Here is a 23,417-nt window from a genome sequence, read left to right on the forward strand (position 1 = left end):
GCTATGTGTTTCGGGCAATGTTCCGGCAGCCTTCCTTTCGTCAGATCGTGTCGCGCACTGTCTCGGTACCGTCAGGACATCACCCGTTTCTCGACTCCGCTCGAAACGAAATGGGGAACGCAAGGAAGGGCGGGACGCTGAAGGCGCACTTTGTCGCATCATCCGCAAATCCCGGTTCGACAGCGCCCCATGACCCCGCTAAGGGATTAGCGATTCAGGCTGGGGCGTGACCTTGGCCAAGATGTTTTGAAGGGCAGCCAAGATGGCATCGAGAGCCGACCAGCTCGCATCCAATCTCAGCCTGGCAAAGTTCAGCCAGGCGACCGACCTCAAGAAGCGCCTATGGTTCACACTGGGCGCCTTGATCGTGTTTCGCTTCCTGAGTTTCGTGCCGCTACCGGGCGTCGACCCGACCGCGCTGTCTCAGCTTTACAAGCAGACGAACGGTGGTGTCCTGGACATCTTCAACACCTTTTCGGGTGGTTCTCTGTCACGCATGAGCCTGATCGCGCTCGGGGTGATGCCATATATCACCGCCTCGATCGTCGTACAGCTCGCGGCCAGCCTTTCGCCGCAGCTCGCCGCGATTAAGAAGGAAGGCGAGAGCGGTCGCAAAAAGCTCAACCAGTATACGCGTTACGGCACGGTTGGCCTGACTGCGGTGCAGGGCTATTTCATCGCGGTCGGCCTCGAAAGCTTCGGCGCACAATCGGGTGTGCAAGCAGTGGTTGATCCCGGTTTTCTGTTCCGGATCGCAGCGGTCGTGTCGCTGATCGGGGGCACGATGTTCCTGATGTGGCTGGGTGAACAGATCACGTCGCGCGGTATCGGCAACGGCGTCAGCCTAATAATCATGGCTGGTATCGTTGCTCAGCTTCCGGTCACCCTAAGCAATCTTTTCAAATCGGGCAGCGAGGGATCGATCTCGGGCCTGTTGATCGTGATGGTCATCGCATTGGCGGTCGGCTTGATCCTGCTGATCTGTTTCATGGAGCGCGCGCAGCGCCGCGTGCTGATCCAGTATCCCAAGCGCCAGACTCGTCAGGGATTGATGCAGGCGGATCGCAGCCATCTGCCGCTCAAGGTAAATACCGCCGGCGTTATCCCGCCGATCTTCGCCAGTTCGCTTCTGCTGATGCCACTCACCATTTCCCAGTTCGCGGGTAGAACCATTGCCGGTGAGAGCAGGCTTGGGGATTTCGTACTGACGCTGAACCAATATCTGTCGCACGGCAGCCCGGTTTACATGGGCCTTTATGGCCTGGGTATCGTGTTCTTCTGCTTCTTCTACACCGCGGTTGTGTTCAATCCTGAGGAGACGGCAGATAATCTCAAGCGGAATGGCGGGTTTATACCGGGCATCCGTCCCGGCAAGAACACCGAAAATTATCTGGACTATGTGCTGACCCGGATCACGGTGATTGGTGCTGCCTATCTGGCCATCATATGCCTGGTGCCGGAATTTGCCATCGCCCGGGCGGGTATTCCCTTCTATCTGGGCGGGACGAGTCTGCTGATCGTGGTCAATGTCACGGTGGATACCGTGACGCAGATCCAGAGCCATTTGCTGGCTCACCAATATGGGGATCTGATCAAGAAGGCGAAGCTGAAGGGACGCCTTCGTTAAAAGCGCATCGAGGCGCGGCGCAAGAACAGGGGAGTATGCGCAAAATGAATATCATTCTGCTGGGTCCTCCAGGAGCAGGGAAGGGCACGCAGGCGAGCCGCCTGGTCGAAACCCGTGGCATGGTTCAGCTGTCGACGGGTGACATGCTGCGGGCGGCGGTAAAGGCGCAGACGCCGATTGGCCTCAAGGCCAAGGCGGTGATGGAAGCGGGTGAACTGGTTTCGGATGAAATCGTTTCCGGTATCATCGGCGAAGCATTGGATGGGTTGGCCGACAGCACTGGCGTGATCTTCGACGGCTATCCGCGCACCGAAGCTCAGGCTCATTCGCTCGACGCCATTCTTGCCGATCGCGGCCGTACATTGGACCATGTCATCGAACTCGACGTCGATGAGGACGCTCTGGTTGAGCGCATCACGGGCCGCTTCACCTGCGCGACCTGCGGTGAGGGCTATCACGACAGCTTCAAGCAGCCCAAGGTCGCTGATGAGTGCGACAAATGCCATGGGCATGAGTTCAAGCGCCGTCCCGATGATAATGAAGAAACGGTTCGCACCCGGATGGCGGAATATCGCGCTAAGACCGCCCCCATCCTTCCAATCTATGAGGCGCGAGGGATCGTGTCCCGTGTGGATGGCATGGCTGACATGGACGATGTGACTGCGGCAATCGCGGGCATATTGGATCACGCCCAAAGCTGAGGTAATTTCTCCCGTCTTTCAGAGGCGGGAGGAAGGCATGCGGAACTCTATTCGGGCCATCCTAGTCACTGCGCTCGCTTGCGGAACGGTCGCCCAAGCGGAAGTTAAGTCGGCGAACGATTTCGGCTTCGAGGTAGTCAGCAGCGTCGAAACCCTGGGCGATGTGCAAACAATATATCCTTGATTGCTTCATCGGCGCGCTGGTGGAGCAGCGAACACACCTGCAGTGGCGATGCCGCCAACCTTAGCCTGGATACAAAAGCGGGAGGCTGTTTCTGTGAGCAGCTTGCACGGCTGAAGCGCACAGCGGAGCAGGGCGACTGACCTTCCAAGCTGGACTCAGCATGGAGGCGCCAGCAACAATATATATCCGACCCTAATATCTTAACCGATTGATTGCTGTTTCATTGCTAATGCATTCGGGTGACTGCTTCGCTCACTCGGAACCGCCTGGTGGAATTGGATGCCTTGAGAGGCATCGGTGCACTGTGCGTGCTGGTTTTTCATTATTCCACGCGTTTCCACGAGCTTTTTCCCCAAGCGGCGCATGTACCGTTCAGTTTTCCCGGGGGCAATTATCGTGTCCTGCTGTTTTTCACGATCTCGGGCTTCGCCATATTCTTCACGCTGGATCGGATCGGTAGCGTCGCCGACTTCGCGGTAAACCGGATCGCTCGGCTATATCCGGCTTATATCGTCGCGATGTTGCTAACCTTGTCGATCGAATATGCGGCAAAGGCGTCCCAATTGCTGGTAGGTCCCAGCGCTATCCTGGCTAACTTCACGATGTTGCAGGGGTTCGCGTTTCTTCCTGAGGTAGACGGCGCTTATTGGACTTTGACCGTCGAAATCGCCTTTTACTTCTGCATGATATCGATCTGGAAATGGGCTGGATTGAAAAGGCTCGAACCGATGCTGGCATTGTGGCTCGCGGTTCGCGCGATTTATGGGTTATGGCCCGACATGCCAGAACGCATCGTCATGCTCTTGGTATTACGCTATCTCCCCTTCTTTATCATCGGGATGCTGTCGTACCGTGTCTGGTCCGGTCAGCGAAGCTGGCGCCAGCAATCTCCCTACGCCGCCCTTGCACTGCTGTCGGTCGCCTTCATGGAAAGTTGGGACGTCACGCTTATGGCCTGTATTCTGCTTGCAGGCTTTGCAGCGCTGATCAGAGGGCATTTGCAGTGGATCGCGTCACGTCCACTGCTCTGGATGGGTGGGATCAGCTATTCCTTCTACCTCATCCATCAGCATGTGGGTTTTGTCGTGATGCTGAAGATGGCGGAGCAGGGCTACAACCCGTGGCTCGCCTTCTTCTCCGCGTTTCTTGTCGCGTTAACTTTGGGCACGGGCATAAACAGGCTGGTGGAGCGTCCCGCAGGCGAGGCGATAATATCGTGGTGGCGACGGCGGCGTGGGAAGAGGTTTGTGCACGCTGAAGCCTCGTCCCGGCCTATTTAATGACGATGTCTACTCCGTCGCACCGACAGTGGTGGTGAGCGGAAGGAGAAGGACAGGGGCTCGGCATTGGAGCCAAGCCCCTACATTAAGATTTTACTGCGCGCGGGGGGCTGCTGCTGCCGCGTTGGCCGGCAACCCGCCCATCTGCGTGACCAGCTTGGTATAGGCGTCCAGATAGGCCAGCACGATCACCTGGCCGATCTCGGTATTCTGGTAGCCGCTCGCACCGGCAGCAGCAAAGCCACCCCACCATCCGGCACCGCCGCCGCCGCCAAAGCCGATGTCGGTCTTGCGCGCATAGCCTTCGGTCAGCGCCTCTTCTTCAGTCGTGCGGGCGTTGACGATGGAAAGCGTGACGTTCGCTTCTTTCTTCTTGATGTTCAGGCCGCCAGCAAGTGCGCCGAACGTGCCGCCCATCAGGCCGCCAAGTGCAGCGCCAAAGCCCCCCCCGCCAGAGTTGCGGTTGGACGAGACAATGTCAGGCTCCAGATAATAGTCGGCTGCCTTGACCTGGCCCCGGCCCAGGTTCGATCCAGCCTGCAATTCGCCCGAGTCCGCCATGGCGCGTTCCATCGCCCGGCTCTGCATGGCGCGGCCGCGGTTGACGATGCCGAAGCAGCCAGACTGCTGGATGAACACCTTGAGGATCGCTTCCGGGCTGCCCAAGTTCAACTCGCGCCACCACTGGTTGTCGGGTTCGACGATCGCGACAGTGCCAAGGCGGCGGGTACAGCGGGGAATCTCCTGCTGAGCGCGCTCCTGCGACCTGCGGCCCGAGGAGGCGCCTTTGGTGGTGCCATCCTTATAGGTCTTGCCAGAAGAACTCATATTCGTCTGCGCCATCGCAGACATCGGCGTCGCAAGCATCGATGCTGTCGCGACGAGCGCGGAAACCGTCTTGAACATTGCCCCAAATCCCTTTCGAGCGGTTAATTATGGAATTTTTATTATGGTACGACCCGTTTAAGGCTCGCGTCAATTACCATAGCTCGCGGGCTTTTCCTACTGATGGTCAGGCTGTTTGCAAGCTCTGCTGACAGGCCCGCAAATGGCTGCTATCGGCGCGGTCCATGACCAACCTTTCGCACATCCGTAATTTCTCGATCATCGCGCATATCGACCATGGCAAGTCGACGCTGGCCGACCGGCTGATCCAACGCACCGGGGGGCTGACCGATCGCGAGATGTCGGCGCAGGTCCTCGACAATATGGATATCGAGAAGGAGCGGGGCATCACCATCAAGGCGCAGACCGTGCGCCTCGACTATGTCGCGAAAAATGGTGAGACGTATGAGCTCAACCTCATGGACACGCCGGGCCATGTCGACTTCGCCTACGAAGTGAGCCGGAGCCTCGCTGCGTGCGAGGGCGCGCTGCTGGTTGTCGATGCGGCGCAGGGCGTGGAGGCGCAGACGCTGGCCAATGTCTATCAGTCGATCGAGCATGACCATGAGATCGTGCCGGTGCTGAACAAGATCGACCTGCCTGCCGCCGAACCGGAAAAGGTCCGAGCGGAGATCGAGGAAGTGATCGGCCTGGACGCTTCGGAAGCGGTGCTGGCGAGCGCGAAGTCGGGTATCGGCATCGACGATATTCTCGAAGCCATCGTCGCCAAGATTCCGCCGCCCAAGGGCGACCGCAACGCGCCGCTGGAAGCGATGCTGGTCGACAGCTGGTATGACCCTTATCTCGGCGTCGTCATCCTGGTCCGCGTCGTCAATGGCGTGATCAAGAAGGGGCAGCAGATCAAGTTCATGATCGGCGAGACCGAGCATCTGATCGACCGCGTCGGATGCATGCGGCCCAAGATCGAACAGCTGCCGGAACTCGGTCCGGGCGAGATCGGCTTCATCACCGCGCAGATCAAGGACATCAGCCAGACCCGCGTCGGCGATACCATCACCACGGTCAAGAACCCCGCGGCTAATCCGCTGCCAGGTTTCAAGGAAGTGCAGCCGGTGGTCTTCTGCGGGCTGTTCCCGGTCGATGCCAATGATTTCGAGAAGTTGCGCGATTCGATTTCGAAGCTGCGGCTGAACGATGCGTCCTTCTCCTTCGAGATGGAGACGTCGGCGGCGCTCGGCTTCGGCTTCCGCTGCGGTTTCCTGGGGCTGCTCCATCTGGAGATCATCCAGGAGCGGCTGACGCGCGAATATGATCTCGACCTCATCACCACCGCGCCGTCGGTGGTCTATGAGATGCACATGAAGGATGGGGAGGTGCGCCATCTGCACAACCCCGCCGACATGCCCGACCCGAACCATATCGAGATGATCGAGGAGCCGTGGATCGAGGCGGTGATCTACTGCCCCGACGAATATCTGGGGTCGATCCTGAAGCTTTGCCAGGACCGGCGCGGAATCCAGAAGAACCTGACCTATGTCGGCGGGCGCGCACAGGTGACCTATGAGCTGCCGCTCAACGAAGTGGTGTTTGACTTTTACGATCGCCTGAAGTCGATCAGCCGGGGCTATGCCAGCTTCGACTATCATCAGATCGGCACCCGCGAGGGTGACCTCGTCAAGATGAGCATCCTCGTCAACAACGAACCGGTCGATGCGCTTTCGATGATCGTTCACCGCAGCGCTGCCGAAGCGCGGGGGCGGCATATGTGCGAGCGGCTGAAGGACCTGATCCCTCGTCACCTGTTCAAGATCCCGATTCAAGCGGCGATCGGCGGCAAGGTAATTGCCCGCGAAACGATCGCGGCGATGCGCAAGGACGTCACCGCCAAATGCTATGGCGGCGACATCACCCGCAAGAAGAAGCTGCTGGAGAAGCAGAAAGAGGGCAAGAAGCGGATGCGGGAATATGGGTCGGTACAGATCCCGCAGGAGGCCTTCATTGCGGCGCTGCGGATGGGGGATGAGAGCTAACACTCCTTCGTTCGGGGTGACCTCCTCCAAGCCTCCTCCTTTCGTGGAGGGCCGCGTTAGCCAAGGATTGACGCGGGCGGGGCATCCATGATCATGTCCGTGCGCACTTCTTGATGGGACGAATGATGAGCGACGCCTGGCTGTATGACGAGCATCCTGCGATGTTTCGCGCGCATCCATTTCTGTTCATCCTGCTGCTGATTTCTGTCGTGGGGCTGCTGGCGATCGGGGTCTGGTGGCTGCGGACGAAGGGGGAGCGGTTGGCATTGTCCGACCGGGAGGTGCTGATGGAGTGCGGGCTGCTGGCCAAGCAGCGCACCGAGATTGCGCTGTCGAGCATTCGCAGCGTGCGCATCACGCAGACATTCGGGCAGCGCATCTTCGATGTCGGCAATGTCGAACTGTTCAGTGCGGGCGACATCGCGGAAATCGCGGTCAAGTCCATGCCCCGGCCGGGGCGCATCCGGAACATCGCGGCGTCGCGCAATCTCGATTTGCTGCCACAGCGTTGACGGGCGTTCGCGCCCCCTTGACCTGACGCCAATTTATTTCGACCATATGTCCTGACTGAAGGGACAGTGAAAAGCCTGTATCCGGGGAAGGATGCCGCTGGGTAACGCTGCTTCGCAATGGCGCGGGGCGCGGTTGCAAAGGGTGTCCTTCATGGCCTTGCCGGTGATGCTTTCGCTGCCTGAATTAACTGAGCCGCAGCGTGAGGCCGTTCGTGAGGCCTGCGGCTTTGCCTGCGTCCGATGCGGCGTCACCATCTATCGCTATCTTCGCCTGCCCGATTCGCCCCAAGCCACATTGCTCTGCCCGACTTGCCACGCGCTGGTGGAGGAGGGGCGGCTGACCACGGCGCAGGTGCAGGGATTTCATACCAATCCGGTGGTTCGGCAGCGGCACTTCGCCCGGGACCGCATGCCATTTTCTTCGGAGTTGCCGACTTTGATCGTCGGAGGCTCACGGCCGCTGCGCGATACGCCGATTCCGCTGGTGCTGGATGGGGAGCCGATCCTGATGTTCGCGCCGCCACGCCGCAGCCGGGGCGCGACGCGGATCAGCCTGCGGCTCGGTGATCCGGACGGCAATCCGGTGCAGGTGATTCAAGGCAATGAATGGCTGGCCGCCAATGGTAGCTGGCGGTTCCTGCTGCGTGGTGATCGCTACAGCGTCATGGCGGCGCGGGGCGAGGGCCTAGCCATTTTGCGGATCGTGGCGCGTAACCGGATCGCCGTGGAGCATCTGCGCACGACCATCCGGGGGCGGCGGCTGGAGGTGACGCCGGATTGGCTGGAGATCGACGGCAAGCGCCATGTGAACCGGATCGGTAGCGGCGCGCTTGTAGGACTGGAATGTTGAGGGGAGGCGCCAAAAATGGCGGATTTCCGTCGAAGTTCACAGTGTATGCGCGCGCGAGAGCGAGCGCGCGTGGGCGCGAGGGGGTGATGTGGACGTTTCAAAGAGAGGGGCGGGGATAGGGTTGTTGTGGGGAATAGGACAGGGTGAATTTTGGGCTGGTGTTGGGAATAGGATGGTTTTTGGAGGGGGTGTGGTGTTTGGGTGACGGTGGCGCTGATTAGTTATTCCCCTCCCATAGACGTTCAAACGAGGCACGTAACTCGTTTGAAAGGCTAGGGATGGGCGCGAGCGGAGTGAGCTTCTTATATGAGACCGGCGTTGCGCTGGCCCACCCCCCGGCCCCCTCCCGCCTGCGGGAGGGGGAGCAGTGTGCCTAACCGCATCTCGCTGAGGTGATTACCATCTTCTCGTCATAGCTGACGGTGAGGCGATCGGGGCGGAAGTCCATGGTCATGGCCATGCCGGGGGCGCCCCAGCGGAGGGTGCGGGCGCCGGATGCTTCCAGCAGTTGTGCGCCGATGTCGGCGCTGGCGGTCTGGCCGGCGAAGCGGTCAAGGCCGTGGTTGCGGCAAGGCCCCTCGGCTGTCGCTGGCGTGGTGCCGGGGCCTTGTCCGTCAGCGGCGGTACAGGCCGCCAACAGAAGAGGAATCATCAGCGCCGCTGCCCGCATTATAATTGCTCCTATTCGGTGCGTGTCATCTTGAGGCGGCCGCCCTTCACCGCGAAGGCGAGGCGTCCTTCCACAAGGTCAACGGCATCGCGGCCGAATTGTTCATAGCGCCAGCCTTCCAGGATCGACAGGTCATCGCGAACACCTGCGGCCAGCGCGTCCAGATCGTCGCTGCGGGCCAAGAGGCGGGCGGCGACGTTGATGTCGCGCGAGCGAATCTTGAGGAGGAGCTTTAGCAAATCCGCGACTAGCGCGCCGTCCTTGCCAAGGCCGGGACGCTTGGGATCGCGTTCGGGCATCTCATCCTTGTCGAGCGGCGTGTGGCCGCCGAGCGCCGCCATCAGGCGTGCGCCGATGTCGTTGGTCTTCCAGGTGGCGGACAGGCCGCGTACCTTGCCAAGGTCTTCCTGAGAGCGGGGCGGGTGGCTGGCAATGTCGGCCAGTGTCTCATCCTTGACGATGCGGCCACGGGGAAGATTCTTGTCCTGCGCCTCGATCTCGCGCCATGCGGCGAGCGCCTTCAGACGGCCGAGCACATCAGCCTTGCGGCTGGCGATGCGGACGCGCTTCCAGGCCTCATGCGGCTCGTTCACATAGTTGGAAGGGTCGCAGACGCGCTCCATTTCCTGGTCGAGCCAGTCGCCCCGTCCGGTCTTGCGCAGTTCTTCCAGCATCATCGGGAAAATCTGGATGAGGTAGGTGACATCGCCGATGGCATAATCGATCTGCCGTTTGTCGAGCGGGCGGCGTCCCCAGTCGGTGAAACGCGCGCCCTTGTCGAGTTGTACGCCGAGCCACGCGTCGATAAGGTTGCCGTAGCCGATCTGCTCGCCAAGGCCCAAGGCCATCGCCGCGATCTGCGTGTCGAACATCGGATGCGGGGTGCGGCCGGTCAGGTTGTAGATAATCTCCAGGTCCTGCCCGCCGGCATGAAAGACCTTCAGCACATCCTCATTATCGACCATCAGGTCGAGCAGGGGGCTAAGGTCAAGGCCCGGCGCCTTGGGGTCGATCGCGGCGGCTTCGTTGCTGTCGGCCACCTGGACGAGGCAGAGGTCGGGCCAGTAGCTGTTTTCGCGCATGAACTCCGTATCGACCGCGATGTAGGGTGATTTGGCGATACGGGCGCAGAATTGGGCGAGTGTCTTGCTGTCGGTGATCAGCGGATGGATTTGCATATGGTCTTCGATCTTATTATGGGCTGGCCCGCTCCCTGGCGGGCTCGTCGATGTTCGACATGAGTGCCCATAGCGGGGCTGCAACAATTTGTCATTTCCGTAAAACGAAGCTGAAAGACCAAAACGCCATGCACGCCTATCGCACCCACACCTGCGGCGCCCTTCGTGAAGGTGATGTCGGCGCGACTGTCCGCCTGTCGGGATGGATACATCGCAAGCGCGATCATGGCGGCGTGCTGTTCATCGACCTGCGCGATCATTATGGCATCACCCAGATCGTCGCGAAGGCGGACAGCGATCCGCTGAGGGTGCTTGAGGCGTTGCGTCTCGAATCAGTGGTGACGATCGACGGCACGGTCGTGGCGCGCGGCCCCGAAGCGACCAACCCCAAGATGCCGACCGGCACGATCGAGGTCGTGGCCGACAGCGTGACGGTGCAGTCGACCGCCGCCGAATTGCCGCTGCCGGTCGCGGGGGAGCAGGAGTATCCCGAGGATATCCGCCTGCGCTACCGCTTCCTCGACCTGCGGCGCGAAACGCTGCATGCGAACATCGTCAAGCGGACCAAGGTCATCTCCGACATGCGCCGCCGCATGGAAGGGGCTGGCTTCACCGAATATTCGACGCCGATCTTGACCGCGAGCAGCCCGGAAGGCGCGCGCGACTTTCTGGTGCCGAGCCGCATCCATCCTGGGAAATTCTACGCCCTGCCGCAGGCGCCGCAGCAATATAAGCAGCTGCTGATGGTCGCAGGGTTCGACCGTTATTTCCAGATCGCGCCTTGCTTCCGCGATGAAGACCCGCGTGCTGATCGCCTGCCGGGCGAGTTCTACCAGCTTGACCTGGAGATGAGCTTCGTCACGCAGGAGGATGTGTGGAACACGATGGAGCCGGTGATTGCTGAGGTGTTCGAGCAGTTCGCCGACGGCAAGCCGGTGACGCCCGCGGGCAGCTTCCCGCGCATTCCTCATGATGAAGCGATCCTGAAATATGGGTCGGACAAGCCGGACCTGCGCAACCCGATCCTGATTCAGGACGTGACCGAGCATTTCCATGGGTCTGGCTTCGGCATCTTTGCGTCGCTGGTCGAGAGCGGCAGCGTCATTCGTGCGATCCCGGCTCCCGGCGCTGGTGCGGGCAGCCGTAAATTCTTCGATGACATGAATAATTGGGCGCGGGGCGAGGGCTATTCGGGCCTTGGCTATATCAACATCAAGGATGGCGTGCCCGGCGGTCCCATTGCCAAGAACCATGGCGAGGAGCGGACGGCGAAGCTGATCGAGTCGCTGGGCCTTGGCCCCAATGACGGCGTGTTCTTTGCGGCGGGTAAGGAATCGCAGGCCGCCAAGTTGGCGGGGCTGGCGCGCATTCGCGTGGGCGAGCAGCTGGACTTGATCGACAAGGATCGGTTCGAACTGTGCTGGATCGTCGACTTCCCCTTCTACGAATATGATGAGGAATCGAAATCGGTCGACTTTGCGCATAACCCCTTCTCCATGCCGCAGGGCGGGATGGACGCGCTGGAGCATCAGGACCCGCTGACGATCAAGGCGTATCAGTATGACATGGTCTGCAACGGCTATGAGATTGCTTCGGGGTCGATCCGTAATCAGTCGCCGGAGCTGATGGTGAAGGCTTTTGAGAAGGTCGGCTTGTCGCAGCAGGATGTGGAAGAGCGTTTCGGCGGTCTGTACCGGGCGTTCCAGTACGGCGCGCCGCCGCATGGCGGGATGGCGGCTGGTGTCGATCGCATCGTCATGCTGCTGTGCGGGGCGCAGAATCTGCGCGAGGTGACGCTGTTCCCGATGAACCAACGCGCCGAGGACCTGCTGATGGGTGCGCCGAGCCCGGCCGAGTTCAAGCAGCTGCGTGAACTGCATGTTCGGGTGGTGGAGCCGCAGGCCAAGGCTTGATCACCCTATCGTCATCCCAGCGGAAGCTGGGATCTCGGTCGAGATTGCACTTCGCCTCCTGAGATCCCAGCGTTCGCTGGGATGACGGGGCAGGGGCAAGGCAGATTTGACTTTTCGCCGCTTCGGGCGTTGCTTTCCTCATCTGAACAGGAAGGATGACGCGCATGGCGATTGACCTTGCCGACTATGAGAAGGGCAAGCCTCTCAAGGGCGACTATGAGGCGGAGCTGGAAAAGCTGCAGGAGCGGCTGGCGAAGATTCAGGTTGCCCATGTGATCCATGACCGGCGGTCGGTCATCCTGTTCGAAGGCTGGGACGCGGCGGGGAAGGGCGGCATCATCAAGCGGATGACGGCGCAATGGGACCCGCGCTATTATCGCGTCTGGCCCATCGCCGCGCCGTCCGCCGAAGAATGCGACCATCATTTTCTCTGGCGTTTCTGGACCCGGCTGCCTGCGGGCCGCAACATCGCGGTGTTCGACCGCAGTTGGTACGGGCGCGTGCTGGTCGAGCGGGTGGAGGGGCTCTGCTCCAAGGGCGAATGGAAGCGCGCCTATGACGAGATAAACGCCTTTGAAAAGCAGCAGGAGGATGCGGGTACCAACATCATCAAGCTGTTCGTCCACATTACCCAGGAAACGCAGGACAAGCAGCTGGCGCAGCGGCTCGATACGCCGTGGAAGCGGTGGAAGACGGGCGCGGAGGATTATCGCAACCGGGCGCGGCGCGACGATTATCTCGACGCGATGCACGACATGTTCAAGAAGACGGACAGCAAATATGCGCCATGGCAGGTGATCGACAATAATCACCGTGCGGCCGGGCGTATCGCCGCACTGAAATATGTGGCCAAGTCATTGGAAAAGTTGGTGCCGATGGATTTTCCTGAGGCCGACCCGGAGGTGGTCAAGCTCGCCAAGGAAGCATTCAACTATCAAATGCCGTAAAAAACCAAGACAAAACAGTGCGTTGTCATAAATCTGTCATCAAAATCTAACTGCTCATTTACCATTCGGGCGCTACCAGCAACTCATGTACGCGCCCATGATGCTCGATCCTTCGCCGTCGCTGCCTCGCTGGCAGGGCTTGCCCTTCGTCTCCACCAGTCCGGCGATCCGGATCGGACGGCCGTTGAGCGAAGCGGTGGAGCATTTTCAGCAAAATCCTTCGCTGCGGCTCCTGCCCGTTCTGGACGATGCGGATCGGCCCAAGGGCGCAATCTACGAGCGGGACATGCGACGGATTCTGTTCAATCCGTTCGGCCATGCGCTGCTGCGTAACCCCAGCTTTGGCGGGCGGCTGGATGATCATATCCGGCCCTGTGCCTCGGTCGAGCGGAGCGCCACGATCGAGATGCTGATCGACCTCTACGCAGCGCAGGGGCAAAAGTGCGAAGGGCTGATTGTCATAGAAGGCGGCCGTTATGCCGGGATGGTCGGCGGGCAGTTGCTGCTGAAGCTGGCAGCGGAGCGGGATGCGCGCGTGGCGATCGCGCGGGCGGAGCGGCTGGAGCGCGTGACGCGGGAGAGCGGCAGTTTTCGCGACGATATCGCAACGCTGATCGCCGATCTGGTGGGGATGGCGGATATGCTGTCCCGGCTGGCGAGCGACGCCGCGGAACGCGCGGCCCATAACGGGCAGGCGGCAGCAGGCATGGCGGTGGCCGCCGCGCAAACCGCTGACAATCTGTCCGGCATCGCAGGGTCGGCCAACGACCTTGGCCTGCTGTTCCAGTCAATCGAGGATGAGGTGCGTCAGGCTGGTGCCGCGATCAAGGCGGCGGTCGAACAGACGCGGCTGGGGTCAGCACAGACCCAACAATTGCGTATTCAGGCAGATGGCATCGGAGAGGTTACGGCGCTGATCGACGCGGTAGCTCGGGCGACGGCCACGCTGGCCCTGAACGCGGGCATAGAGGCCGCGCGAGCCGGGGAGGCGGGGCAAGGCTTTGCCGTTGTCGCGCGCGAGGTGAAGCTGCTCGCGGGGCAGACCCGCGACGCCGCGGCGGAAATTGCCGACCGGATAGACCATATCCGCGCGACTGTCGGTCATGTGGCGCAGGGCCATGCGTTGATGGGGTCGGCGATTGAGACGGCGCATCAGCTGTCGGCTTCCGTGTTCGACGCGGTGGCGCGCCATGGCGCCTTCAGCCGGGGCATCGCCGCCAGCCTGTCCGAAGCGGGCGAGTCCAGCGATCATGTCCGGTCGAGCGCCAGCCAGATCAGCGCGAATGCCGACGCGGCGGTCGATGGCGCGCGCAACATCCGTCATGCGGCAAGCCAACTGGCGGGCGAAGCGCAGCGCCTGGACGCGCGGGCCAGCCTTTTTATCGAGGCTATTCGATTGGATTGACGCCGACTTCAGGGAAAAATGGCTGGCGCCATGCGCAAATGCGGCTAACCTCTCCATCCAACAAGAAGGAGAGGACAGCCATGCTCGTGATGTTCGTGGGCGCCGACCGGACCGAAACCGCCATCAATGCCGCGCAGGTCACCTTCGTATCATCCGTCACGGACGGCACCCGCATCCGCTTTGGCGAAGGCCGCAGCGTAACCGTGGTGGAACCGATCGCCCAGGTGATGGAGGATCTCAATCAGGCATTGCGGCCGCACGAATAGCGTCGCTGCGGGCGCTACGCCGTAACCGATGCTTTGCGTATGCCTGAGAAGCATCCTATACTGATGGCTTGATGCCAGGACTCAGGACAGCAATGAAATCCAATTTCTTCCGGGGCGCCGTTGCCCTTGGCGCACTCGCGCTCATCCCCGCCACCACCGCCGCGCTCGCGGACGGGGAAGCGAGTAGCTACAAGGCGCTCGACGAGTTCATGGACGTCTTCCAGAAAGTCCGCAGCGACTATGTGGAGAAGGTGGACGACGAGAAGCTGATAAAGGGCGCGATCGACGGCATGCTGGCCAGCCTCGACCCGCATTCCAGCTTCCTCGACGCGCGCGATTTCCAGAATCTGCGGACCCAGACGGAGGGCAGCTATGGCGGCCTGGGCCTGTCCGTCACGCAGGAGGATGGCGCGGTCAAGGTGATCGCGCCGACGCAGGACACTCCCGCCTGGCGCGCGGGGATCAAGGCTGGGGATTATATCACCCATCTCGACGGGCAGCTCATCTATGGCGGCACGCTGGATGAAGCGGTCGACAAGATGCGCGGCGCGCCGGGCACGTCGATCAAGCTGACCATCGTGCGCGCGGGCCGTGACAAGCCGATCGAAGTGACGCTGACGCGCGAGATCATCCAGCTGAAGCCGGTAAAGTGGGAAGTGAAGAACGGCGTTGGCGTGATCAATATCGTCAGTTTCTCCGCCAATACCGGCGCCGACCTGCGACAGGCGATCCGCAGCATCGACAAGAGCCTTGGGCATAAGCCGACGGGCTATATCCTCGACCTCCGGTCCAATCCGGGCGGGTTGCTGGATGAAGCTGTATCGGTGAGTGACGCATTTCTGGAGCGTGGCGAGATCGTTTCGCAGCGCGGCCGCAACAAGGGCGATGTCGAGCGCTATTATGCCAAGCCCGGCGACGATGCGAAGGGGCTGCCGGTCGTTGTACTGGTCGATGCGGGGTCTGCTTCAGCGTCCGAAATCGTCGCGGGCGCGCTTCAGGACCAGCATCGCGCACTGGTCATGGGTGAGCGCAGCTTCGGCAAGGGCAGCGTGCAAACGATGCTGCCGCTGACCAATACGACCGCGCTCAAGCTGACGACGGCGCGCTATTATACCCCGTCAGGGCGTTCGGTTCAGGAAGGCGGGATCGAGCCTGACGTCCGCGTCCCGCAGCTGTCCGATCCCGATTACAAGAACCGGCCGAAATTCCGCGAAAGCGACCTGCGCCGTCACCTGATCAACGAGATCAAGACGGATAATGCCGCGCTGGAAGAAGACACGAAGGAAGATCCGCGCTTCGCCATGTCGGCTGACGAGCTGAAGAAGAAGGGGATTGAGGATTTCCAGCTGGATTATGCGCTGAAGACGATCGCGCGGCTGGCGGCGAAGCCCGGTGCGGTGATTGCGCAGGCTCAGCCGGTGGGGAAGAACGTGGTGCGGTGAGCGGGCTGGTTGGTTTCGCCTTTCGAGGGGCCAGTCATTTCCCTTTCGGCAAGCGGGCGAGGAATGCGTTGGACGAGTAGCGGACTTCCTCCCTCTCCCCTTCAGGGGAGAGGGCTGGGGAGAGGGGAATGAGGAAACGGCGTCCTAACAGTCCCCTCTCCCGCCTTCGCTAAGCTCGGCACCCTCTCCCCTTCAGGGGAGAGGGAATGGTTCGAACCCTTAACGAGCTTCGCGTCACTCCGGATAACCGATCTCCATCACCTCATATTCCTTTTCCCCGGCGGGCAGCATGACGCGGCGTAAATCGCCTACCGCGGCATTGCGCAAGGCGCGTGCGATGGGGGAGCTCCAGCCGATCCGGCCCGCGCTGGCGTCGGTTTCGTCATTGCCGACGATGGTGACGGTGCGGTGATTGTCGTCTTCGTCGGCGATCGTCACGGTCGCGCCGAAGAAGACGCGGCTCTTGTCGGGTTGCTGACGAGGATCGACGACTTTCGCATCCTTCATCTTCTTTGACAGGCGGCGCAGTTGGCCGTCGATCTCACGCATGCGCTTGCGGCCGTATAGATAGTCGCCATTCTCACTGCGGTCGCCATTGCCCGCTGCCCAGCTGACGATCTCCACGATGCGGGGCCGCTCGACGCCAAGCAACTGATCATATTCGGCGCGTAGCTTCGCAAAGCCTTCAGGGCTGATGTAATTGGGGTGAGGGGTCATGACCGGACTTTCCTATCCCTTCGAATGCAGCTTGTCGAAGTCCTCATCTCAACGAAGAGAAGTGGGGGCTTCGACAGGCTCAGCCCGAACGGAGAATAAGGGCAGTCAGCCCGGGGTTTGCTTGCCCAGATATTTGGAGAGTGGGGTATTGGAACCCCGGAAGCGGGCGCGTTCGGGGTTCATCGCTTCATAGACGACCGCATTTTCCAGCACGCGCTGTACATAGTTGCGCGTTTCGAAAAGCGGGATCTGCTCGATCCAGCGCAACATGTCGGCGCCCGGCAGGCGCGGGTCGCCATTGGCCGAAATCCAGCGGTTCACATTGCCGGGGCCGGCATTATAGGCCGCGACGGCCAGCGGGTAGCTGCCGCCATAATAGTTGAGCATGCGCTGGAAATAGGATGAACCGAGCATGATGTTGTAGCTCGGGTCGTTGAGCGAGCCGGGGTCATAGCCGAGACCAAGCTTGCCCGCCTGTTCCCGCGCGGTGCCGGGCATAAGCTGCATCAGGCCGCGCGCGCCTGCGTGACTGACGATCTGGCGGTCGAACTGGCTTTCCTGCCGGGCGATGGCATGCACCATCGTCCAGTTGGATTGCGCGGTGGGCGGCACGGGCACGCGGGGGAAAGCGCTTTCGCCATAGCCGGTGAGGCCGCTCGACACGGCGCGGCGGCCGACCATCACGCCCATGTCGGGCCTGCCGATGCTCTTGGCGAGTTCGGCGGCGAGATAATGATCGCTGTCGCTGTCGGCATTATTGGCGATGGCGCGGGCGAATTTGCTCTGATCTTCCCAATAGCCCATCTGCCCCAGCGCCTTCACGGCGCGGACGACCGAGCGATTATTGAAGGACGTGCGATCGGCGGCGGAAATCTCCACGGCCCGTTCAACGAGGGCAGGCGCGGGCACCGGCTTTCCGACGCGTTCCAGAGCAAGTTGGCCGTAGAATTGATCCGGGAACACCGAAGCCTGGGCGAAATAGCTGGTCGCGGTGGCCGTATCACCGGCTGCCAGCGCTGCGCGGCCTGCCCAATAATAGCCCTTAGACTGGGTCTGGGGGGATTTGGCAGCCGTTGCGTAGCGGCGGAACATCGCCGCCGCGTCCGCTGGTCGGTTTAGATTGTAGAAGGCGGTCGTTCCGGCCAGCCAGGCGAGACTGGTATAGTCATCACGCTCGCCGATCGGGCGGCTGGAAACGTCGGTGCCGGGCGCATAGGCGTCGTCGAGCTTGCTGGCGATGCCATAGGCGAAGCTCCACTGGCTGTCGTTGGCGGCGGCGCGCGCCTGGCCGAGCAATGTTTCATACCATTTTTCCGCATTGCCCGGGCGGAAGGTCAGCTGGGGCCGGTTGGCGAGATATTGCCGTGCGGCGATCCAACTGCCCGTGTTCAACAGCCAAGTTGCCTTGTCCGCGACGAAGCCAGCGTCGGATATGCCGACCGGTTCCGCGACTTGCATCCGGGCGGCGGCGTCCGGCGCCTTCTGGCGGAAGGCGATGCGCGCTTCGTAGACCGGCCGTCGCGTGGGCGTCACATAAGCGAGCATCCGTTGCGCCCCGGCGATGTCGCCGCCCCACAGCAGCACGTCGGCGCGCTGATCATGGTCCGCACTCGTCCAGCTGCTGCCGAAGAGCGATAGCAGCCGAGCCTCGTCATCCGGCGAAAGCGTGCCGCCGACCCAGGCGCTGCGTGCGGCGATGCGGGCTTCGGGCATGCGGCCCATCTGCATCAGCGCCAGCGCATTGCGCGCATGGCCGGTGGCGGTGCGCGCGGGGAAGCGGGCGAAGAAGGCCGTAACCTGACGCGGATCATAGCTGTTGGGATTGATGCCGTTTTCCGCCAGCCGCCGCATCCGGTCCTCTCCCGGCCAACCGGGATTGGCGAGGATGAAGCTGGCATAGGAGGAGAAGCCCAAGCCGTCGCTCTGCTGCAAGGCGCGCCACTGGCTGATCGTCGCGGAGATGGACGGATCGGACGCCACGCCGATTCGGCTGCTGACCTGATTCCAGGGCGACGGCTGAGGCGATGACTGAGTCGACGCGGGCAGTTGCTGGACCACCGCGCCACCCGGATAGGGCGTCGCAACGGGGGCTTCGGTCTGGGCGCTGGCGCCAGCGGTAAAAAGAAGAAGAGCGATCAAGGGCATGCGGACCATTGCTGTTTCGGGGCGGCGAGCTGACAGCCTACTGGACATCATCGCAATTCCATCCTTATCAGGCCCTGAATGACGCGCTATAGCGCGCCGACGCCTACACTCGACAGTGTGCCCCGGAATGCCGGTGAATTGAAGGAGTTTATTGATGTTTTCCGGGTCGATTCCGGCGCTGGTCACCCCTTTCCGCGACGGAGCCGTGGATGAGGCGGCATTTCGCGCGCTGGTGGATTGGCAGATCGAGGAGGGAAGCAGTGCCTTGGTGCCCTGCGGCACCACCGGCGAAAGCGCGACCATGACGGTCGAGGAGCATAATCGCGTCGTCGCGATCTGTGTCGATCAGGCCGCGGGCCGGGTGCCGGTGATCGCGGGCTGCGGGTCCAACGACACGCGAATCGCTCTGGAGCATATGTTCGCGGCGCAGGCGTCTGGCGCGGACGCGGCGCTGGTGGTCGCGCCTTATTATAACAAGCCGAACCAGGAAGGCGTCTATCAGCATTTCGCCTATCTGGCCGAGCGCTGTCAGCTGCCGATCGTCCTTTACAATGTGCCGAGCCGCACGATCACCGACATTGGCGTGCCAGTGATCCACCGCCTGACGGAAGAATATCAGACGATCGTGGGCATAAAGGACGCCACCGGGAATCTGGGGCGGGTCACCGCGCAGCGGCTCGCCTGCCGCGATGATTTCTGCCAGCTGTCCGGCAATGACGAAACCGCGCTGGGATTTAACGCCATGGGGGGCAAGGGCTGCATCTCCGTCACGGCCAATGTCGCGCCGCGTCTCTGCGCGGAGTTCCAGGCGGCTTGTGCGTCGGGTGACTGGGCTGGTGCGCTGGCGCTACAGGACCGGCTCTACCCGCTGCACGACGCGCTGTTCAGCGATTCTTCACCTGGGCCGGTTAAATATGCGCTCAGCCGCGTGCGGTCCGACATGCCCGGTGAATTACGCCTGCCGATCACCTGGCCATCGGAATCGAGCCGCGCCGCTGTCGATCGGGCTTTGGAAATTGCGGGTCTCGTCTAAATGGGCTGCGGCCTTATATGGTGAAGTGAGTTAATTAAGAGTCCCATGGCCCGCCCTCGTCCCGAATTGTTCGACAAGAAGAAGATCGTCGCCGAGAACCGGCGCGCGCGTTTTGAATATTTCCTTGAGGATGTGTTCGAAGCGGGCATCGCGCTGCAAGGCACGGAGGTGAAATCACTCCGTTTCGGCGAGGGCAACATCGCCGAGAGCTATGCCGAGGTGAAGGGCGATCAGGTGTGGCTGGTCAACAGCAACATCCCCGAATTCAGCCACGGTAATCGCTATAATCATGAGCCCAAGCGGCCCCGCAAGCTGTTGCTGCACGAGCGGGAGATCGCGCGCATGCATGGTGCGGTCGAGCGCAAGGGCATGACGCTCGTCCCCTTGAGCGTCTATTTCAACAGCCGGGGCAAGGCGAAGGTCGAACTGGCTCTGGCCAAGGGCAAGAAGACGCACGACAAGCGTGAAACGATCAAGGAACGCGACTGGAAACGTGATCAGCAGCGCATCATGAAGGACCATCGCTGATGGGTCCGAAGGCGAGCATGGGCCGTCTTGCCCGCTGGTGGCACGCCAACGCGCCGACCCGTGAATCGCTGGAGGACAACCGCTTCATCGCCCCCGTGGCGCATCGTGTGCTGGAACCCTCGCTGTGGCGCTTCACCCGCCGTTCCGTGCCGCGAGGCGTGGCATTGGGATTGCTGGTCGGGATATTCCTGCTGATCCCCGGCGTGCAGATTGCGGGCGCGGCGCTGCTGGCGCTGCCTTTCCGGGCCAATATTCCGCTGGCGGCAGCCATGACGTTCCTGTCCAACCCGGCGACTACACCGCTGTTCCTTATGGCTTCGGTCTATATCGGCAACTGGTTCCTGGGCCGCAGCGCTGACGCGTCCGGTTTCATGGCGCTGGTCGATAAGCATGCGTCGATCCGCGAATGGTGCGGCTGGCTCTTTTCCGAAGCGGCGCCCGCCATGCTGTTTGGGCTGGCGTTGATTTCGATCGCGTTCGCGGTGGTGGGATATTTCCTTGCCGACTGGATCTGGCGCCATCGGATGGGCCGGAAATGGCATGCGCGTAAATTGAGGATTGGCAAGGCACCCGAAAGCAGCGCATTGGAAGAAGTCGCCCGCGTCTGACGCAGGGCGAATAGTCCAGGCGTTTTCAGGGGGAAGGCCGGCCGATGGCCTCGCGCGTCAAAAGGGATGAGGAAGCGTGGACGGGCGAGCGCCCTTCCCGGCTGTCCCTGCCGCTGCTGATACTGGCGGCGCTGCTTTCGGCGGTTCTCGTCATCTATGCGACCGGCAACCCCGCTATGGCCACAGGGTTCGGCGCGATGATCCTTGCCATCGCCGCGCTGCTCAGCTGGTATCGGCGTATTTTCCCGGAAGAGGCGGCAGACGGCGAGGCGGTGCCGGATTGGACGGTAGCGCGCGCCGCAGCGGATGCGTCCAACATGGCGATTGCCGTGACCGACCGGGCAGGGCGGCTTGTTTGCGCCAGTGACCTGTTCGGCGAATGGTTTCCTGGATTTCCGACGCCCCCCAATCTCACCGCTGAGCCTAGCTTAACGGAAAGCCTGAGCGCTGCCGCCCGCGCGGCCTGGCGCGATGGTGAGGCGCGGGTCGAAGGCGTGGCGCAGGGCGCTCTCCGGTTGGACGTCGATCTGTGCCGCACGGGCCGGTCGGAAGATTATCTGCTGTGGCGCTTTACTCCGGTTCGCCAGCCCAACGCGCTGGATGATGTGCACCGCCTGCTGACCGGGGACGCGGGGCGGCAGATGGGCGAGGCCGGGATCATGGCGGTGATGATCGGCGGTGAAGGGCGCATCCGCGCGGCGAACGGGGCTTTCCTGCTGCGTGCCGCTGGCCGGATCGACGCCAATATTACCGGCCGTGACTTTGCCGCCCATATGCGCGTCGATGACAAGGGGCGGCTATTTCTGGCGCGTGAGGAGTCGGGCGGGTTGCCGCTGCGGTTGTTGCAGGTCCCTTTGCGTCGGACGGCTCAGCCTGCTGGTAGCCAAGTGGGCCAGGATGGTCCGATGCTGCTGCTGCTGATCGATGAGCCAGCGGGCAGCGCGGGCGGTACATCGGCGCTTTCCTATATCGAAACGCTGCTGTCCCTGCTGCCCTTCGGCCTCGCCATGGCGGATCGCGATGGTCGGGTGCTGTTCCTCAACAATGCCTTCTCCCGCGCGGCGGGACTCAAGCGTAGCGAACGGCCGAGCTATCCCGGTGATCTGGTCGTGCGCGAGGATCAGGCAGCGGTTGCCGACGCCGTGCGCCGCTTTGCCGTTGGCCCGCAAATGTCAGGCGATATCGCCATCAGGCTGCGCAACGAACCGGAGGAGCCGACGGCGCTCAGCCTGGCGGGTGTGCGGGGCCTTGGCGAGGCGGCGGTTCTGCTCAGCCTCAAGGACAATAGCGAGGAAAGCAAGCTCAAGCGGCAGGTCGCGCAGGCGACCAAGATGCAGGCGATCGGCCAGTTGGCTGGTGGCGTCGCGCATGACTTCAACAATATCCTGACCGCGATCATCGGCCATTGCGACCTGATGCTGATGCGCCATACGCCGGGCGACAGCGACTATGACGATATTCAGCAGATCAAGTCGAACAGCAATCGCGCGGCCGGGCTGACGCGCCAGCTGCTCGCTTTTTCGCGGCAACAGACACTGCGTCCGCAGGTGCTGCAACTGCCCGACATCGTTGCCGACGTCTCCAACCTCTTGAAGCGCCTGCTGGGTGAGAGCGTGAAGCTGGAGGTGAGCCACGGCCGCAACCTGGGCGCGGTGCGTGCTGATCCGGGCCAACTGGAGCAGGTGATCGTGAACCTGGCGGTCAATGCGCGCGACGCTATGCCGGAAGGCGGCATCCTCAATATCCAGACCTATGCGGTTCCGGCCGGCAAGGTGCGCGAGATGCGGCAGGAGATATTGCCTGCCGCCGACTATACCGCGTTGCGCGTCTCCGACACCGGTCTTGGCATCCCGCCCGACATTCTTTCCAAGATATTCGAGCCCTTCTTCACTACCAAGGAACTGGGTAAGGGCACGGGGCTCGGCCTCTCGACCGTCTATGGCATCGTCAAGCAGTCGGGCGGCTATATCTTCGCAGAGTCTGAAATTGGCCGCGGAGCGAGCTTCGTTATATATCTGCCCGTCTATCAGGGCGCGGACATGGAGCAGGCGGTTCCCGCCAAGCTGCCCATCAAGCGCAGCGAGACATGGGGCACGGGCACGGTATTGGTGGTCGAGGACGAGGATATGGTCCGCGCCGTCGCCGAACGCGCCCTTTCGCGTCAGGGCTACAAGGTGCTGACCGCCAATGATGGCGAGCAGGGGCTGGAGGTGCTCGCGAGCGGTGAGAAGATCGACCTGCTGATTTCCGACGTGGTCATGCCCAATATGGATGGCCCGTCCATGGTCGCGCGGGCACGGGATACGCATCCCGACCTTCCCGTGCTGTTTATGTCGGGCTATGCCGAGGAGCAACTGCGCAAGTCGATCGACCTTGCCAATGTCGCCTTCCTGCCAAAACCCTTTTCCGTCAGTCAGTTGGCGGAGGCCGCACGTGACGCGCTAGCCATGGGCGCAGGGGTGGAATGAACTTCTTGAACGATCAGGCGTTTATGCTGGTCCGCGCGCCGATGATAAGATAGCGAGCGTAACGAAA

General features: G+C 61.9%; 20 protein-coding genes. 15 read left to right on the forward strand and 5 right to left on the reverse strand.

All coding sequences use genetic code 11. The annotated features are described in order from the left end of the window. Positions 1-262: 262 nt before the first annotated feature. The 3 genes from secY to ACZ5ZH_RS12315 all read left to right on the forward strand — a co-directional run bounded on the left by secY (position 263) and on the right by ACZ5ZH_RS12315 (position 3,792). Positions 263-1,627 carry a preprotein translocase subunit SecY gene (gene secY, locus ACZ5ZH_RS12305; protein ID WP_196225099.1) on the forward strand — a complete coding sequence of 455 codons (1,365 nt, stop codon included), beginning with the start codon at positions 263-265 and terminating at the stop codon, positions 1,625-1,627. Positions 1,628-1,671: 44 nt separating this feature from the next. After that, positions 1,672-2,328, forward strand: coding sequence for an adenylate kinase (locus ACZ5ZH_RS12310; RefSeq protein WP_464771680.1), 657 nt, complete (start codon positions 1,672-1,674; stop codon positions 2,326-2,328). A 459-nt stretch (positions 2,329-2,787) separates the two neighbouring features. Then, the gene (locus ACZ5ZH_RS12315) at positions 2,788-3,792 is read left to right on the forward strand and encodes an acyltransferase family protein (protein WP_464775220.1); all 1,005 of its coding nucleotides are present in this window, start codon (positions 2,788-2,790) and stop codon (positions 3,790-3,792) included. Positions 3,793-3,885: 93 nt separating this feature from the next. Here ACZ5ZH_RS12315 and ACZ5ZH_RS12320 read toward each other — a convergent pair whose 3' ends face one another. Continuing rightward, positions 3,886-4,698, reverse strand: coding sequence for a CsgG/HfaB family protein (locus ACZ5ZH_RS12320; RefSeq protein ID WP_464771682.1), 813 nt, complete (start codon positions 4,696-4,698; stop codon positions 3,886-3,888). Between the two features lie 164 nt (positions 4,699-4,862). Between ACZ5ZH_RS12320 and lepA the strand changes: the two genes are divergently transcribed. The 3 genes from lepA to ACZ5ZH_RS12335 all read left to right on the forward strand — a co-directional run bounded on the left by lepA (position 4,863) and on the right by ACZ5ZH_RS12335 (position 8,030). Further along, complete coding sequence (gene lepA, locus ACZ5ZH_RS12325) at positions 4,863-6,668, forward strand: translation elongation factor 4 (RefSeq protein WP_449470824.1); 1,806 nt, start codon at positions 4,863-4,865, stop codon at positions 6,666-6,668. 122 nt (positions 6,669-6,790) lie between these two features. After that, positions 6,791-7,180, forward strand: coding sequence for a PH domain-containing protein (locus tag ACZ5ZH_RS12330; protein ID WP_464771683.1), 390 nt, complete (start codon positions 6,791-6,793; stop codon positions 7,178-7,180). A gap of 151 nt (positions 7,181-7,331) precedes the next feature. After that, the gene (locus tag ACZ5ZH_RS12335; RefSeq protein WP_449470827.1) at positions 7,332-8,030 is read left to right on the forward strand and encodes a hypothetical protein; all 699 of its coding nucleotides are present in this window, start codon (positions 7,332-7,334) and stop codon (positions 8,028-8,030) included. Positions 8,031-8,403: 373 nt separating this feature from the next. Here the strand turns inward: ACZ5ZH_RS12335 and ACZ5ZH_RS12340 are convergent, their stop codons facing one another. Then, complete coding sequence (locus tag ACZ5ZH_RS12340) at positions 8,404-8,700, reverse strand: I78 family peptidase inhibitor (protein WP_464771684.1); 297 nt, start codon at positions 8,698-8,700, stop codon at positions 8,404-8,406. A gap of 11 nt (positions 8,701-8,711) precedes the next feature. After that, positions 8,712-9,878: a ribonuclease D gene (gene rnd / locus ACZ5ZH_RS12345; RefSeq protein ID WP_464771685.1), complete on the reverse strand. Its 1,167-nt coding sequence runs from the start codon at positions 9,876-9,878 to the stop codon at positions 8,712-8,714. Positions 9,879-10,006: 128 nt separating this feature from the next. Here rnd and aspS point away from each other — a divergent pair, with 128 nt between their 5' ends. The 5 genes from aspS to ACZ5ZH_RS12370 all read left to right on the forward strand — a co-directional run bounded on the left by aspS (position 10,007) and on the right by ACZ5ZH_RS12370 (position 15,851). Then, positions 10,007-11,791 (forward strand): aspartate--tRNA ligase, encoded by a 1,785-nt coding sequence (gene aspS / locus ACZ5ZH_RS12350; protein WP_464771686.1) that lies wholly within the window; start codon positions 10,007-10,009, stop codon positions 11,789-11,791. A gap of 164 nt (positions 11,792-11,955) precedes the next feature. Further along, positions 11,956-12,738 (forward strand): polyphosphate kinase 2 family protein, encoded by a 783-nt coding sequence (locus tag ACZ5ZH_RS12355; RefSeq protein WP_464771687.1) that lies wholly within the window; start codon positions 11,956-11,958, stop codon positions 12,736-12,738. A gap of 85 nt (positions 12,739-12,823) precedes the next feature. After that, complete coding sequence (locus tag ACZ5ZH_RS12360; RefSeq protein ID WP_464771688.1) at positions 12,824-14,143, forward strand: methyl-accepting chemotaxis protein; 1,320 nt, start codon at positions 12,824-12,826, stop codon at positions 14,141-14,143. 80 nt (positions 14,144-14,223) lie between these two features. Then, positions 14,224-14,409 (forward strand): hypothetical protein, encoded by a 186-nt coding sequence (locus ACZ5ZH_RS12365; RefSeq protein ID WP_196225106.1) that lies wholly within the window; start codon positions 14,224-14,226, stop codon positions 14,407-14,409. A gap of 92 nt (positions 14,410-14,501) precedes the next feature. Beyond that, on the forward strand, positions 14,502-15,851 hold the full coding sequence (locus tag ACZ5ZH_RS12370; RefSeq protein ID WP_464771689.1) for a S41 family peptidase: 1,350 nt from the start codon (positions 14,502-14,504) through the stop codon (positions 15,849-15,851). A 234-nt stretch (positions 15,852-16,085) separates the two neighbouring features. On the opposite strand, the gene greB is transcribed toward ACZ5ZH_RS12370, so the two are convergent. Both greB and ACZ5ZH_RS12380 read right to left on the reverse strand, forming a co-directional pair. Next, positions 16,086-16,568 (reverse strand): transcription elongation factor GreB, encoded by a 483-nt coding sequence (greB, locus tag ACZ5ZH_RS12375; RefSeq protein WP_464771690.1) that lies wholly within the window; start codon positions 16,566-16,568, stop codon positions 16,086-16,088. A gap of 105 nt (positions 16,569-16,673) precedes the next feature. Further along, positions 16,674-18,713 (reverse strand): lytic transglycosylase domain-containing protein, encoded by a 2,040-nt coding sequence (locus tag ACZ5ZH_RS12380; protein ID WP_464771691.1) that lies wholly within the window; start codon positions 18,711-18,713, stop codon positions 16,674-16,676. A 154-nt stretch (positions 18,714-18,867) separates the two neighbouring features. Here ACZ5ZH_RS12380 and dapA point away from each other — a divergent pair, with 154 nt between their 5' ends. Genes dapA through ACZ5ZH_RS12400 form a run of 4 tightly spaced genes read left to right on the forward strand, consistent with a single transcriptional unit; the run spans position 18,868 to position 23,350 of the window. Next, positions 18,868-19,746 carry a 4-hydroxy-tetrahydrodipicolinate synthase gene (dapA, locus tag ACZ5ZH_RS12385; protein WP_464771692.1) on the forward strand — a complete coding sequence of 293 codons (879 nt, stop codon included), beginning with the start codon at positions 18,868-18,870 and terminating at the stop codon, positions 19,744-19,746. A gap of 45 nt (positions 19,747-19,791) precedes the next feature. Beyond that, on the forward strand, positions 19,792-20,274 hold the full coding sequence (gene smpB, locus ACZ5ZH_RS12390; protein ID WP_196225111.1) for an SsrA-binding protein SmpB: 483 nt from the start codon (positions 19,792-19,794) through the stop codon (positions 20,272-20,274). After that, positions 20,274-20,882, forward strand: a complete 609-nt coding sequence (locus ACZ5ZH_RS12395) for a DUF2062 domain-containing protein (RefSeq protein WP_449470838.1) — start codon at positions 20,274-20,276, stop codon at positions 20,880-20,882. The genes smpB and ACZ5ZH_RS12395 overlap by 1 nt, the downstream gene beginning before the upstream one ends. Positions 20,883-20,926: 44 nt before the next feature. Beyond that, positions 20,927-23,350 carry a hybrid sensor histidine kinase/response regulator gene (locus ACZ5ZH_RS12400; protein ID WP_464771693.1) on the forward strand — a complete coding sequence of 808 codons (2,424 nt, stop codon included), beginning with the start codon at positions 20,927-20,929 and terminating at the stop codon, positions 23,348-23,350. Positions 23,351-23,417 lie beyond the last annotated feature (67 nt).

The organism is Sphingobium sp. TomMM7A (assembly GCF_055397305.1).